The organism is Facilibium subflavum, from assembly GCF_003574485.1.
GTDB lineage: Bacteria > Pseudomonadota > Gammaproteobacteria > Francisellales > Francisellaceae > Facilibium > Facilibium subflavum.
Window position 1 is genome coordinate 1 of sequence record NZ_QLIT01000031.1, and the last position, 15,575, is coordinate 15,575.

10 protein-coding genes are annotated in these 15,575 nt (G+C 36.4%); 3 read left to right on the forward strand and 7 right to left on the reverse strand.

Going from position 1 to position 15,575, the window contains the following annotated elements:
* Nucleotides 1-88 precede the first annotated feature (88 nt).
* The 5 genes from rpsA to DNK84_RS02505 form a co-directional block, all read right to left on the reverse strand.
* Nucleotides 89-1,750, reverse strand: coding sequence for a 30S ribosomal protein S1 (rpsA, locus tag DNK84_RS02485; protein ID WP_119342999.1), 1,662 nt, complete (start codon nucleotides 1,748-1,750; stop codon nucleotides 89-91).
* 173 nt (nucleotides 1,751-1,923) lie between these two features.
* Nucleotides 1,924-2,961, reverse strand: a complete 1,038-nt coding sequence (locus DNK84_RS02490) for an HlyD family secretion protein (RefSeq protein ID WP_119343000.1) — start codon at nucleotides 2,959-2,961, stop codon at nucleotides 1,924-1,926.
* 12 nt (nucleotides 2,962-2,973) lie between these two features.
* Entirely contained in the window at nucleotides 2,974-4,290 is a 1,317-nt protein-coding gene (locus tag DNK84_RS02495; RefSeq protein ID WP_119343001.1) for a glycosyltransferase family 2 protein, read from the reverse strand.
* Nucleotides 4,290-4,502, reverse strand: coding sequence for a hypothetical protein (locus tag DNK84_RS02500; RefSeq protein WP_119343002.1), 213 nt, complete (start codon nucleotides 4,500-4,502; stop codon nucleotides 4,290-4,292). The genes DNK84_RS02495 and DNK84_RS02500 overlap by 1 nt, the downstream gene beginning before the upstream one ends.
* Before the next feature lie 35 nt (nucleotides 4,503-4,537).
* Nucleotides 4,538-5,632, reverse strand: coding sequence for a TackOD1 domain-containing metal-binding protein (locus tag DNK84_RS02505; RefSeq protein WP_119343003.1), 1,095 nt, complete (start codon nucleotides 5,630-5,632; stop codon nucleotides 4,538-4,540).
* A gap of 180 nt (nucleotides 5,633-5,812) precedes the next feature.
* Here DNK84_RS02505 and DNK84_RS02510 point away from each other — a divergent pair, with 180 nt between their 5' ends.
* A complete protein-coding gene (locus tag DNK84_RS02510; protein WP_119343004.1) occupies nucleotides 5,813-6,280 on the forward strand; it encodes a nucleotidyl cyclase domain-containing protein in 468 nt (155 codons plus the stop codon).
* Between the two features lie 16 nt (nucleotides 6,281-6,296).
* Here the strand turns inward: DNK84_RS02510 and DNK84_RS02515 are convergent, their stop codons facing one another.
* Together DNK84_RS02515 and DNK84_RS02520 are read right to left on the reverse strand one after the other, a co-directional pair.
* A complete protein-coding gene (locus DNK84_RS02515; RefSeq protein WP_162902167.1) occupies nucleotides 6,297-8,030 on the reverse strand; it encodes a two-component system response regulator in 1,734 nt (577 codons plus the stop codon).
* 16 nt (nucleotides 8,031-8,046) lie between these two features.
* On the reverse strand, nucleotides 8,047-11,169 hold the full coding sequence (locus DNK84_RS02520) for an ATP-binding protein (protein ID WP_119343006.1): 3,123 nt from the start codon (nucleotides 11,167-11,169) through the stop codon (nucleotides 8,047-8,049).
* 316 nt (nucleotides 11,170-11,485) lie between these two features.
* On the opposite strand from DNK84_RS02520, the gene DNK84_RS02525 reads away from it, so the two are divergent.
* Together DNK84_RS02525 and der are read left to right on the forward strand one after the other, a co-directional pair.
* The gene (locus tag DNK84_RS02525) at nucleotides 11,486-13,879 is read left to right on the forward strand and encodes an EAL domain-containing protein (protein WP_119343007.1); all 2,394 of its coding nucleotides are present in this window, start codon (nucleotides 11,486-11,488) and stop codon (nucleotides 13,877-13,879) included.
* A gap of 230 nt (nucleotides 13,880-14,109) precedes the next feature.
* The gene (der, locus tag DNK84_RS02530; protein WP_119343051.1) at nucleotides 14,110-15,570 is read left to right on the forward strand and encodes a ribosome biogenesis GTPase Der; all 1,461 of its coding nucleotides are present in this window, start codon (nucleotides 14,110-14,112) and stop codon (nucleotides 15,568-15,570) included.
* Nucleotides 15,571-15,575: the final 5 nt, after the last annotated feature.

Consider the following 15,575-nt stretch of genomic DNA (forward strand, 5'->3'; position numbering starts at 1 on the left):
ATGGAAAAGGTACTAGTTAGAAAGGTGATATGAAAATCAGGGTTGCCATATACCTTGGCTTATGCACTTAAATATATGGCGTTGGCTTTTATTTATTTAGCTTTTCTTTAATCAAGTCACCGATAGTTGTTGGTGCCATTTGCTCAGCTTTATAGTTAGCTTTAGCAGACTTCTCGACATCTTCATCAAGTGCTTTGATTGAAAGGTTAATGCTACGACGCTTAGTATCAATATTGGTTATGCGTGCTTCAATCTCCTGTCCATTTTTTAGGATATGACGCGCATCTTCAGTATGTTCACGAGCGATATCTGCAACACGAATAAAGCCTTCAACTTCTGGTGTTAACGCAACTGTTGCACCATTTTGTTGAACATTGGTAATCACACCTTTTACTTTAGCGCCTTTTTCATTAGCAGCAGTAAATTGTGTGAATGGGTCTTCAGATAACTGTTTTATGCCAAGCGCGATACGTTCACGCTCAATGTCAACAGATAGCATAACCGCTTCAACATCTTCGCCTTTCTTGAACTGTTTAACCACTTCTTCAGGCTTATTCCAGGCAGCATCAGAAATATGAACAAGACCATCGATATTGCCTTCAAGACCAATAAAGATACCAAAGTCAGTGATAGAACGGATCTTACCAGTTACTTTGTCACCTGGTTGGTGCTTATCAGCAAATGCTTTCCATGGGTTGATCTGACATTGCTTCATACCAAGAGAAATTCGATGACGCGCTGCATCAACTTCTAATACCATGACTTCAACTTCTTGGCCAAGTGTAACGATCTTGTGCGGGTTGGCATTTTTGTTTGTCCAATCCATCTCTGAAGTATGTACAAGGCCTTCAATACCTTCTTTAAGCTTAACAAAGCAGCCATAGTCTGTGATGTTTGTGACAGTGCCCATAAGCTTGGTGCCAACAGCCAACTCTTCAGCAACGTTTGCCCAAGGATCTTCACCAAGCTGTTTAATGCCTAATGAAATACGGCCTTTGTCATTGTCAAATTTAATAATTTTCACATCGATTTCATCACCTAAAGCAAGCATGTCACTTGGGTGTTTGATGCGGCTCCAAGACATATCTGTGATATGAAGAAGGCCGTCAACGCCACCAAGATCAATAAATGCACCAAAGTCAGTGATGTTTTTAACAACACCCTTAACAACAGCGCCTTCACTTAACTTCTCAAATAATGCGTCACGATCTTCTTGCGTTTCAGCTTCGATGACTGCGCGGCGTGAAACAACAATATTGTTGCGTTTTGCATCAAGCTTAACGATTTTAAGATCAATATCTTTATCTTCTAAGTGTGATACATCACGTAGTGGGCGAACATCAACCAGTGAGCCTGGTAAGAATGCACGCAAGCCTTTGACTTCAACGGTGTAACCACCACGAACATGATTTGTGATACGTCCTAGTACAGTTTCTTGTGTTTCACATGCTTGCTCTAATGCGCTCCACGCTTCGATACGCTTGGCTTTATCACGTGAAAGTCTTGTTTCACCAAAACTGTTATCTAAGGCATCAAGAACTACATCAATTTCATCGCCAACAGCAACTTCAACTTCACCTTGATCGTTTTTAAACTGATCTAAAGGAACGATTGATTCAGATTTTAAACCTGCATCAACCCAGGCAAATTCTCTATCAATTGCAACAACAGTTGCTTTGATGATTTTGCCAACACGCATTTCAGTTTCTTGTAACGACGCTTCAAAGAGTTCTTTAAAATTTTCTGTCATGTTTTTTTCCAAATTATCTAAATTCCCAGTGTCTGGTTGTACATCAAATTGAATCACTCACTGGAATGTAATTCAATCCGGCCTAAAAGGTGCCAGCTATTCTAACTGAAAAAGCAATTTTTTTCAAACAGATTGTATTTGTTTTGCACATAATTTTATGAAAATGTGCTGGTTTAGCTTCGATCAATATCAATGAAAACAGGAAGACCATATATCTGATAGCCCTTGGGAATTTTTTCGGTTGGCTTGACAATCAAAATGATTTTTCTATCTTGCGATTTGAATATATTTACCTGTGTATTATCAATGTGTGAGAAGGTTGGTGTCTGGGTGATTTCCCCGGCAAATTTTTTATTATCTGGGAAGTAAATAGTAACTTTTTTCTCAGCATAGACATAGGGCAAATATTTGGCATCAAGGTATGCTCTAATATGCAGATTATTTCTTGTTGATAGCATCATAAGGGCCTGCCCTTTCATAACAAATTCACCTTGCTTTGCATAAATCTGTTGGATGAAGGCTTTTTGTGGCCACTGGATGGTTAATTTTTCTAATTTTGTTTCCAGGGTTTTCAGCCTTACCTCAAGGGCTCTGATGTCTTGCAAATAACTATTTTCTGTATCACGTTTATAAGTACTTTGATTTTGAGCGATTAAGTTATCAATATTAATCAATGATTGTCTTGCTTCATGCAAATCATTATAAGCTTTTTGTAGATCTAAAATAGAAAGCATACCTCTATTGTGATACTTTTGCAGACGTTGATAATAATCTCCGCTATCATCGACAAACTGCTGTGCTTTTTGCCTTAATTTTTTTAGATACGCTAACTGTTTTTTATTCTGAAATAAAGCTTTGGATTCTTTTAACTTGGATAGCTGTGTTTTTATCAGTTGAAATTCCTTTTCTAATGATGGCGAAGAAAGTATCACTAATGTTTGTTGTGGTGCAACAGTATCACCCAGTGAAACATACATGTTTTTGATATAAGCACTCTCTGGGGCTCTTATTGTGTAGACATCAAACTGAAGGACTCCTTTAGCGGTGATAAACCAGTGTGTGTTGATAAGCACCCAGGCTAAGTAAATCAATGGACTTAGTATAATAATAACAATAAAATACCAGCGCCATTTTGAAATGTTTTTCTTATGCTGGTAATTGACATTATTGCTTTGCCTGCTTTTTTGTGGTTTTTTGAAATGCAATGACATCTGTAATAACCTTTATTTAACTTTTCTGTTTATCCAGCTTGGTGCCATGGTACTGTCTTTGTGTGATTTAATGAGTATCTCTGCTAAAAGCGCAATGCATGCAATAACTTTTACTATAGCCATATAAAATGGCATAAAAACCAAAAGAGGGAAGTAACCCAGGTCACTTTTCTTACGCTCTGAGACAAATACAATAAAAATGGAATAAAGCAACGTGTTGATTACTAAGTAATATAAATAGGTAAGTAAAAATACAACGGCTATAAAAGATAAATGATAGAAGAGCGCAAGATAGACAAAACTGAAAATAATTAAAAAAGGTAAGACCATATGCATAATCAAACCAGACCATAATATAAAAATAAACGTAGGTAACCGAAGAAGACCAGGTGAAATTTTTTGTTTGTGGCGACTTATATAGATATAGTATAAATCGCCATCCCAACGCAGACGTTGCTTAAATAATTTTTTGATTGTTGATGGAGCCTTTGTGTGTACGATGCCTTTTGCACAATGTTTAATTTTTAAATTTTTATGTTTTGCTAAATAGCCTTGTAATCTTATGGTAATATCTAGATCTTCGGCTGAACCATTATGCCAACCTGTTGTATGTTGTATAAAGCGTTTATTAAAACCCGCAAAAGCAGAAGAAATTAAGTTGATATAATTAAACTGGTTAAAACTTAAACGGGCAAGTTGAATACCTATTAAGTACTCAATTGCTTGAAAACGTGTCAGAAAATTTTCTTTTACATTGCTAACACGAAGAACACCGGTACTTGCAATAACATCTTTGTCTTGGAATACATTAACCATATGCTGCACCATGTCATTATCACAAATACAATCGCCATCAAGTTTAATCACTAACTCACCTGTGCAAAATTTAATGCCTAGATTAATGGATGAGGCATGTCCTCCTCGTGTTTTTTTTTCAATGACTTTTAATGTGCGTTTATCTGTGGTGGTAAAATTTTTTTGGCATTGTTGTGCGATAGCTTTGGTAGCAGGATTGGTATTTGCACCATCAAGCACAAGCACAATTTCAACATGGCCTCGATAAAGTTGCTCTTTTAGTGTGTTGACCACAAAAATCAGCGCTTTTTCTTCGTTGTAACAGGCAACGATGCAGCTTACTTTGGGTTGATATAAAAGGGTTCTTTTCCTGCTAAAGGCCGATTTAAGTGCATAATTAAGCGCGCCTAGAATGATAATAATATATATGGGAAGCTCAATCAATAATATGATAGGGAAGTAAAATAGCAAAAAGTCTTTTGGTGTCTGATAAGCGGTAATAATAAAATAGTAGGCATTGGTGATGATTTCCATTAGGTTGCCTCGCTCATAAATGTGGCTAATAGCTGTTGAGCATTGTCAAAGGGTATTAATTCTTTTGCAGTATAGCTTTTGACGGTGAATTCATGTGGTTTTGGCATGCTGTTTATTTCTTTGCTAATTAATTCTTCAACTGTTTTCATGCCTTGTATTGCCGTGTTTGGTAGCCATATCCAAATAAAATAAGTATGGATTCTTGTCAGCATGTCAGTTTTTCTTAGGATATCTCTGAGTTTCTTTGCTAAAAACTTTGTTGCCTGCGGTGTAATGCCTTGGGGGCTTTAATCATAATAAGTGAGAACTGATAATCCTTATTACGATGATACATCTTTGCACTCCACTCAATGAAGGCATAGAAAAACTCAGGCTTTAGATAATTGATTTCGTCAAATACCTGTAAACTATAATCTGTATCATATTGAATATACCGTTTGCCTGTTTCTGTGAGCTTATAGTTGTAGATACTTTGTTTTGCCAGTTCATGTGTTTGATGCTTATGGCCACACAGCATGCAAGCCGCAACAGCTTCGGTTTCAGAAAACTTATGTTGACATTCCTGACATAAATAGCTTTCAAGTGGGCGATCATACTCAATACCAAACTGTTTAAGTTTGCTATGGCATTGCGGACATCGTAATTGATTATTAAGCATGAACTTTTTTTCAAGATCAGTGTTCCCGCAGTGAAAGCAGTGGATAAATTCAACTGTTTCAATATGAAAGCTTTTGCATTTCGGGCAATGTTCTGAAAATTCAAGGTGAGCTGCATAACACTGGTTGCAACAAAAAAAAGCAGCAATATGTTTATCCCTTTGGATAATTTTATTATGCCTTATCTCATCAAGCCACAAAGATATATTGCTATTATCCTGGTTAAATAGTTCAATGACGGGATAATAATAAAGATAAGCATTATGCCAATCTTTGCTGACATCCATATTTTTATAGGCTGCCCGTGTATAAAAATAAGCAAAACACCTTGCCTGCCAGCTGGCTTGTATGTTTGTGATCTGTGCTTTTTTTTCGTTAATCGTGCGACAAAATTTTAGTAATGTATCTATGTTGTCATAAATACCATCATATAAATATTCAAACTTATCTTGTGCTGTAAAAACAGGCATCAGGAAAATATCTTTATCTTCACTACTTCTGACACACTGGAGTTGTTGTACTACTTGTTGTTGTGCATCTAATGTAAGAATCATGATGTCGATATCATGCAGATTTAAATCCTGAAGACTTTCGCTTGTAAAATAGGACACTGAGTGATTGCTGCCTTTTTCAAGTTCTAGATAATCATCATTTTGTATGACTGCAATGTGATAATGATCCGTCATAAATCCCGTTCATGGCATATCCTAACTTTAAAACTAAGTATAGGCGCTCATTTAAAGTCTGTCGATAAATGTGATTTTATTTTATACCAAGATTCAATAATGATTTGGCTAAATTGGATTATACTGTTAAATAAAGCTTTTTGTGAAACCGTCACATGAAAAAGTATAAAAGGTATCGATATGATTATTTGTGAAACTCAAAATGAGTTTATCAAAGCATCCAAATGCGCCTTAAGTTTAACAAAGCGTCTGGGAAGTCATTTTGCTATTGCAGCTTTATATCCGCATGGGACGAAGAATAGTAATATTTGTAAGGTAGGTTCGCCTGCTTTAATCGGCATTAAAGACATCCTCTATAAACACTTACGAGAAATGGATCTGTTATATTGTCATCAAGGGTTTTTATATATTGCCTTGATTCATTTGATGGATAGTAGCGATTTAAGAGAGATTCTTGATCGGTTATTAGAGCAGTTATCAGATCAGATGATACCAGATAGCTTGGAGACAATGGTTATGAGCATTGGCGTTAGCAGCTACCCTGAGATATCAGATACCATACCAACGCTCATGAAAACAGCATCACAAGCGGCAAAGGCCGCGTATGCATCATCGCCGACATATCATTGTATTCATTATTATGAGTAATGAAGTTCTTGTATGTTTATCGTTTAATCTGCTTTTGATAGTAATTTTCAAATTCAGATGCAATTAATGGCTTTGCATAATAATAGCCTTGTGCTTCATGGCAGCCATGTTTTTGTAGGAATAACAGTTGTTCTTTATTCTCGATACCTTCTGCAATAATACGGAATTTTAATGACGTGGCTAATGCAATAATTGCTTTTATGATGGCATCATCATCAGATGATTTATGGATATGTTGAATAAAGGATTGATCAATTTTTAGTATCTGAATAGGCAGAAGTTTTAACCTTGAAATGCATGAATAGCCTGTGCCAAAGTCATCAATTGAGCAGCGAACACCTAGTTGATGTAGATTTTGTAACATTGCATCTAGTTTTTCAACATCGCTGGAAAACACTGATTCAGTCAATTCAATCTCAATATCATGCAGGTTGATATTATATTGATCTGCTAACGACTGTAGATCATGGTGAAATTGCATATCGAATAATTGGTGCACAGATAAATTGAATGAAAAATGTAAAAAAAGTTTACCAAACTTCTTTTGCCATTTTGCAATCTGGTCAAAGGCCTCATTAATTATCTGGCAGCCTAGTGTATAAATATGTCCAGATGTTTCTGCTATATTAATAAACTCAACAGGTGAAATATTTCCAAGTTTGGGGTGGTGCCATCGTGCAAGGATCTCTGCGCCTGTTATCTTGTTTGTTTGTAGATCATGACGCGGTTGATAGCTTATAGAAATCTCTTTGTTCTGAATGGCCTGGGGTAGATCACGTTCGATGCGTAATTGTCGCTGATAAATTTTATTTAATGGGCCACTGAAGTGAATGAAACAGTTTCTCCCTTGCTCTTTTGCTTTATAAAGGGCGATATCTGCTGCTTTGAAAATACCTTCTGTGCTGCGACCTGCATGTGGATAAAAAGCAATACCAATGCTTGTGGTTATTTTAAATGGATGTTTATTAATAACAAAAGATTTTGCAAAACTGTGAAGAAGATTTTTGGCGACGGTATTTACATCATTAACGTTTTGAATTTGCGGGAGCAAGATAGTATATTCATCGCCACCGATACGGGCAACGTGATCTGATTGACGTACACAAGCCATTAAGCGTTTTGCAACGGCTATAAGTAATTTATCTCCTGTATCATGCCCATGTAAATCATTCACAGCCTTAAAGTTATCCAGATCCAGTAGTAAAAGTGCAAACTGGTGATTATGACGCTGATGCATGGCTAAAAGTTTATTAAAGAATAAATTAAACTGATTACGATTAGGCAAGCCTGTTAGTGGATCTGTGCTGGCAATTTGATTGAGTTTGCTAATGGTCTCTTTAAGTTTGGCTTTACTTTCATAAAGTTGAATGAAAATATTGGTTTTTGCAATTAAGATGCTCGGCTCAATTGGTTTCATTAAGTAATCTACGCCACCAGATTGATAGCCTTCTAGGATATTTTTTTGTTGATAGGATATGGCAGTGACAAATATGATAGGTATATTGTGGCTTGATTGGTTTTGTTTAAGGCATTTAGCAACCTCATAACCATCCATTTCCGGCATTTGGACATCCAGGAAAATCAAGGCAAAATCATGTCTTAAGACAAGCTTTAAAGCTTCTTTTCCATCGCTGGCAAGATAGATGTTAGCATGAACTGATTTCAGTACACTTTCCATGGCATACAAGTTTTTTTCATTATCATCCACAATAAGAATTTTTGCCTTGGGGATGTCTTTATTATCTTGCATTATGTAGGTTCCATATTTAAGCTTTTTCTGATCGGTGCGTCCAATGAGAAATAAGTGCCAATAAATCATTAATATCAACAGGTTTGCTCATATAGTCATCAGCGCCTGCAGCGAATGATTTTTGCTTGTCTTGCTCAGTTGTTTTTGCGCTAAGTACAATAATAGGAAGGTCATGGTATTTGGCTATTTCTCTGATTTTTTTTATGGCGGTAAACCCATCCATAACCGGCATCATGATGTCCATAATAACAAGGTCAATCTTTTCACTTTGTTGGAGCTTTTCTAAGGCAAGCTCACCATTATCTGCAATAATGACTTTCATTCCTTGTGATTCTAAGCTTCTGGATAATGCAAACGTATTGCGTAAATCATCATCTACTAATAAAATTACTTTGTCTGTAAGATCAAGCTTGGGGGGTAATGCTGTGGTTGATATTGCTTTAAGCTGTTTTTGTGATCTTTTTAGACCATGTGTGTTTTTTCTATCTTCCGTCTTTTTCTTTACTTGGGCTTGATGTGACTTTTTAGGTAAACTTAGCGTAAATGTACTACCGATGCCTTTTTTGCTTTTTAGTGTAATCTTTCCTTTTAATAAATGCGCAAGCTTTTGTGAAATAGATAGACCAAGCCCAGTTCCACCAAATTTTCGACTAATAGAACCATCTTCTTGGTGAAACTCATCAAAGACTAATTTTTGTTTACTCTTTTCAATTCCGATGCCTGTGTCAGTTACTTGAAAGTGAATTTGTTTGGTTGTCGTGGTAATGATGAGTTTTACCGAGCCTTTTTCGGTAAATTTAAATGCGTTGGATAACAGATTTTTTAAAATCTGCATCAATCGTGTTTTATCAGACTCAAACACAACATTATGCATCGTTTCATCATAATCAATTGTGAAGGTAAGGTTCTTATTTTTGGCCTGCGGGGTAAAATGCTGGTCTATTGACTTGATCACCTCTTTTAATGAGACTTGAGTTATTTCAACCGCTAGTTTTCCAGCTTCAACCTTGGAAATATCCAAGATGTCATTGATTAAAGCGAGCAAATCATTGCCTGCTTCATAAATGATACGTGCTTCTTGTTGTTGAGTTTTCGTTAAATTTCCCTGTTTGTTTTCCATAAAACTTTGTGCCAGGATTAAAAGGCTGTTTAATGGCGTTCTAAGCTCATGTGACATGTTGGCTAAGAATTCAGACTTATAACGACTTGTCCTTTCAATTTCCTTGGATTTTTGGATGATTTCTTCTTTTTGCTGTTCGATTAATTGCATCTTAAGTTGCAGGTCTTCATTACTGTTTCGCAATTTTTCTTCAGATTTTTTAAGCTGTTTTGCCTGGGACTCTAATTCTTCATTAGATTGGCGTAAGCTTTCTTCCTGTTTCAATAACTGTTGATGCTGCTGTTTGGTTTTTACCAGTAATGTTTGCAGCTCTTGTTTTGCAATTACCATGTTCAACCCAATGACTAAATTATTACTTAACAGCTCCAAATGCTGTAATTGTTCACCTGAGAGTTTATGTAGACAACCAAGCTCTAAAACGCCGGAGATAGTCCCTTGATATATCAAAGGAATAAACAGGACTTGCTCAGGTAAGGCCTGACCACTGCCTGAACTAATATAAAAATAATTACTTGGCAATGTTTCAATAATAGTCACCTCTCGCTGTTGAGCGATATCATCAACCAATATTGGTTGCTTGATATGGGCCTTTTGCTCAGCGTCAATACCATAAGTGTTAATAAGCTTAACCTTATGATCATTCGTTATTTGGTAAAAAAGCCCAATAAGTGTTTTAAAGTGTTTGGCAAAAAAGGCCAAAGATTTTTTTGTAAATAATTGCAAGTCATCAACACCGCGCAGCATATCCTCTAATTCAGCATTAATTGTTTTGACCATGTTTTCATGTTTAAGTTGTTGGTTGAGTTTTTTCATCTCATTAGCTTGCGCTTTTTCTTTACGTATATCGTGGATAATACCGGTAAAATATCGCACACCATCGACATTGATTTCGCTAACTGAAAGCACAATTGGAATACGCTCACCTGATTTTGTTAATGCTTCAACTTCTCGTGATAGACCAATAATCTTTTTAACGTGAGTGGAAAGATAGTTTTTTAAGTATTGGTCATGTTGAGATCGGTAAGGCTCTGGCATCAGCATTGCAATATTCTCGCCGATAAGAGCAGATTCCTTATGCCCAAGCAAGGTTGTAGTGGCACTATTACAGGATTGGATAATACCTTTTGCATTAATGGTGATAATTGGGTCAACAGCCGTCTCAATAACTTGAACAAGTCTTTTCTCAAGAAATCTTCGTTGTTCAAACATGGTATTAAAAGCACGGGTAAGCTCTCCTAATTCATCATTGGTTGCAATGGGAATATTATCTTTTAGATCGCCGCTTGATAATTTTGTAGTAGCATTTTTAAGCAGCTGGACTGGTTTTAAAAGCTTGTTTGCGTTAAAAATTGCCAGCCATATAGAAAATATAACCAAGCCAATAATAAGAAAAACCAGGCCATAAATGCTACTATCAATTAAGAAAATAATTGTTGTTATCTTTTGTTTTTGTGTTATCAGTGTCGTATTGATGAGCTTATTTAATAGTAAATTAGTTTGGTTCAGTAAAGGTGCACTCTCAATAATCCAAGTGTGGGCATGGGAGAGTGATGATTTTTTCTCTGTGGTATTATTATCAGCTATTTGGGTGTTTGTGCGATATCCCATATTTTCAATCTGTTGTTGCCATCCATCGATATCAGAGAGCTTTTGTTTTAAGTTTGCTATTAAAGGCAGCAAATCAGGGTTGTTTTGCACTTTAACAAGTGACTCTAGCTTGCTTAATAAAGGGGATATTTCATTTTCCCAAATGCGTTTGCGATTATCAATGAATTGCCTTTGTGAGGTGCTCTCCCATTCATGCAAAGAAGAAAATGAGTTCTGTAATTGTGTTTGTAGTTTTTCTGCGGTTTGTATGATTGGCATATCAACGAGAAATAATCGGTTCATATGATCTTTTAACCAAAACATAATGGTCAAAGAAACACCTAAAGATACGATACCAATAAATGCAACCAATAGATGTGAGCGTGCAAGCTTATTCTTTAGACTTGATTTATGCTTTTTCCAATTTTTCATAGCGTTACCATGTATTTAATGGTGATTAAACAATGATTATTGAGTCCCGTATGTTTTGATTATTAAGGCACTTGCTTTTATTATATGTTCCATACACTAATGTTCAGTGTAGACAAATTTTATTTTCGTGCGTAGTCAATTGCTTTGATAATTCATTAAAGAAAAATCTTTTATGCATGCTAGATCATATCTGATATGCTAAGCATTCATCATGCATACATATTTGTTAAAATGCATCCGTTTCATTGGTTGATTTTAATGTGTTATCTATACTGATGTTTATAGATTAATACAATTTCTTGCCATGGTTTAAAAGATGCGCTTTATTAACAGGTTTAAAAATGTGCAAATCAGTCTTAGCTATAAAGTGGTCTTGATTTTTTTGATCGTCACCATATTATCAACTTTTTTGACTGTGTTTGTATATCACCAGCAAACACAGCGTGAATTAAGCACAATGGTTTATAGCTATTTACGTTCTTCTATCAATCAACAAACCTACTTAATTCAGCAAACGATAAAAGCAAACGAGAAACAGATTGACCTTATTACAAGTCGCACGCAATTACGCCTTTCATTGAAAGGCTGGCTGGAAGGCAATCAGACAAGAAAGCCTTTTCATGCGGATAAAATCAAACAGATCTTAAAAGATGCTGAAAAAGCAGCTCCTGATTTTATAAGCTTGAGCGTATTTGATTTACAAGGGTCACTTGTGGCGACAACAGCCCAAAAGGCACCTGCTATAGATAGTATAGAAAGATTAAACTTGCCTTCAATGGCAGTTAAACAGGCGAAAAATGGCCAAAAACGCCTTGTGTATATTTATCCTTTGTCCCTTAATAACGGTAAGATTGGTATACTCTATGTTGAATCGAGTTTACAGCCATTTTTGGCAAGTCTTGCAATGCATACGAAACTTGATAACGCTGAAAAAACAATGCTGTTATATAAGCAAAATAGTCATTATGATTATCTGACCACAGCCAAGGAAACACAACTGACTTTGCTACAGTTAGTGAGTGCTGCACAAATAGCTGCATTATCTCATGATATTCAGGTGGTGCATGATCAAAAAGGTAATCAGATGTTGTTACTGGCGCACTATTTTCCTAAGCTTGATTGGCTATTGGTTTTTTCAATTAGTAAACATGCAGCGTTATCAGCCTTATGGCAGAACACGCAGTTTTTAACGGTAACGCTGTTAGTGGCTTTTTTAGTTGTGCTTATTGTTGCAGGCTTATTGGCACGTTCTATCACACGACCCATTATCGAGATGGCGGGCGTTGCAAATAAGATTTCTCAAGGTGATTTATCTCAGCGAATCACATACCATTCAAAAAATGAGCTTGGCACGTTGGCTAAAGCATTCAATAATATGACGGACAACTTGGTTTCGCTGTCAAAGAAGCTCGATCATGTGGCACATTATGATCTTGTAACAGGCTTACCTAACCGTTTGCGGTTATTGCAAGAGCTTCAATCCATATTGCCTAATGCCAAAGCACAGAACATGCGCTTTGCTTTGTTATTTATTGATATCGATAATTTCAAGCGTATTAATGATACATATGGGCATAATTTTGGTGATAAATTTCTGCAGCACTTAACAAAGCTTTTGATTTCAGTAACAAAAAAAACAGATTATATTGCAAGAATAGGTGGAGATGAGTTTGTTATTTTATCACCCTTAAAGCCTTTAGAGTCTGTTGATACCGTTGCAAGAAAAATCAGTAGAATTGCTAAAAGTGGTATTGATGTTGATAATATTCTTATCAGCGCATCTGTCAGTATAGGTATCAGCATTTTCCCTGATTCAGGGCAAACGGAAGAAGGATTATTAAAAAATGCAGATACCGCAATGTATGAGGCAAAACGCTTAGGTAAACATCAGTATTGTATCTTTAGTGATGCGTTGAATAAAGAAACACAACGACATGCATTAATTGCAAATGAATTAAGAAAAGCCTATTTATATAAAGAATTTCATCTGGTTTATCAGCCGCAAATTAATATAAAAACGCGGAAAATCCATGGTGCTGAGGTATTATTACGTTGGGATAGTCCTATTGTTAACAGCGTGATGCCGGAAGAATTCATTCCAATTGCCGAATCGCAAGGAATGATGCAGGAGATTGGTAGCTGGGTCGTAAAAGAGTCTTTTAAGCAGCTTGCTATATGGCAAGAAAAGCAACCAGATATGGCGATAGCACTTAGTATCAATTGTTCTGTTTTGCAAATACAGCACGAGAATTTTTGTGATTTTATCCAGCGCCAGCTGGATATCAATGGACTAAATGGTCATAACATCATTTTAGAGGTGACAGAAACCGTACTGATGAATAATTTAGACCAGATTTTAGAAAAGATTATCGTGCTTGGAAAAATGGGCATCAAGATTGCAATTGATGACTTTGGGACTGGGTTTTCATCATTGAATTATTTAAGAAAACTACCTGTTTCTATTATTAAGGTTGATAAATATTTTGTACAAGAAATCAAACAAAATACAAATGAAATCATTTTAATCGATGCAATTGTACGTTTGGCGCGTTCGCTGAATTTAGATGTTATTGCAGAAGGCGTTGAGACACAGGCACAAGTTGATTATTTACTTAATATTGGCTGTTATCTTGTACAGGGTTTCTTTTATAGTACGCCATTGTTGGCAAAAGACTTTGAGGTGTTGCTATTTGATGATATGGAAAAATAGTCTTTACAATAGATGCTCGTCGTATTTGGCTTCTTTATGGCGTCGTCAAGTAGCACTGTCCTTGTTCCAAGTAAGGCATAAAAAAATGCTATCAACATATTCAAACGCAAATCGTGGTAGCATGTTCTAAAATAATAAGATTTGACAAGAAGTCTCACCATATATTATTTGTTCTTTTGATCAAAATACGTTATATTTCAAGCCAGTTTTAAGTAAGTGAAATAATTATGATGACGCCTGTTATTGCAATTGTTGGCCGACCCAATGTAGGTAAGTCAACATTGTTTAATGTTCTAACGCATACACGCGATGCGCTTGTTTATGATATGCCAGGGGTGACGCGTGATCGTCAATATGCCCAGGCGCAATTTGAAGATAAAGCTTATATTTTGATCGATACCGGTGGATTGTCTGATGATGACCAGGGAATTGATAGCTTTATGGCTGGGCAGTCATTATTGGCAATTCAAGAGGCTGATCTGGTTTATTTTATCGTAGATGCGCAATCAGGGTTAACCGCAGGTGATGATTATATTGCCGATGTGCTAAGATCAAGAGGAAAGCCCAGCGTTTTGGTTGTCAATAAAACAGATGGGTTGCAAGAGGAAGTTGCGCTTTCAGATTTTTATCAGCTTGGTTTTGACGCAGTTTATCCAATCTCAGCAAGTCATAGGCGCGGTGTAACAACATTACTTGAAGATACCTTGCTGCCATTATATGAAGATGATGCTGATATATCAGATTCACAGGCTGTTATGCAGCAAGCCAATAAGCATGGTATACACTTTGCACTTATTGGCAGGCCAAATGTCGGAAAATCGACACTTACAAACCGTATGTTAGGTGAAGAACGTGTTGTTGTTTATGATATGCCAGGTACAACCATTGACAGTGTCTATATTCCTTTTTGCCGTCATGAGGATGATTATACGATTATTGACACCGCTGGTATCCGCCGTCGTGGTAGAGTCAAAGAGGTTTTGGAAAAATTTTCAGTTGTTAAAACACTGCAGGCCATTAAAGATGCGCATGTTGTTATTGCTTTAATCGATGCCAAAGAAGGGCTTACAGATCAAGACTTACATTTAATTGGTTTTGCCTTAAATGCTGGTCGCGGTTTGGTTATTGCTGTGAATAAGTGGGATGGCATGAGCCAGTCCAACAAAGAGGCATTAAAGCAGGATATAAAAAGACGCATGGCATTTTTAAAAGACTATGTTGATATCCACTTTATCTCTGCTTTACACGGGACCAATGTTGGGCATTTATTTGATTCCATTCAAGCGGCTTATCAAAGTGCAAATAAAAAAATATCTACACCACAATTAACGCAAGTACTGAAACTGGCAACACAAGAACATCAGCCACCGATATCTGGCAAAAGTCGTATTAAATTGAAATATGCCCATATGGGTGGTCATAATCCGCCTGTTATCGTTGTTCATGGCAACCAGGTTGAGAAACTACCTGGCGCTTATAAACGCTATTTAGAAAACTTTTTCCGTGAAGCTTTTGAGTTTGTTGGTACGCCCATTCGATTTGAATTTAAGCAATCTGATAATCCGTATGAGCCTCAAAAAAAGGATACAAAAACACCTTTGCAGCGTTATAAGGCGCAAAAAAAAGGACAGCTGAGCAAGAAGCAAACACAAAGAAGTGGTACGCAAAAAAAGCGCACGAGAAGTAAGTGATATAT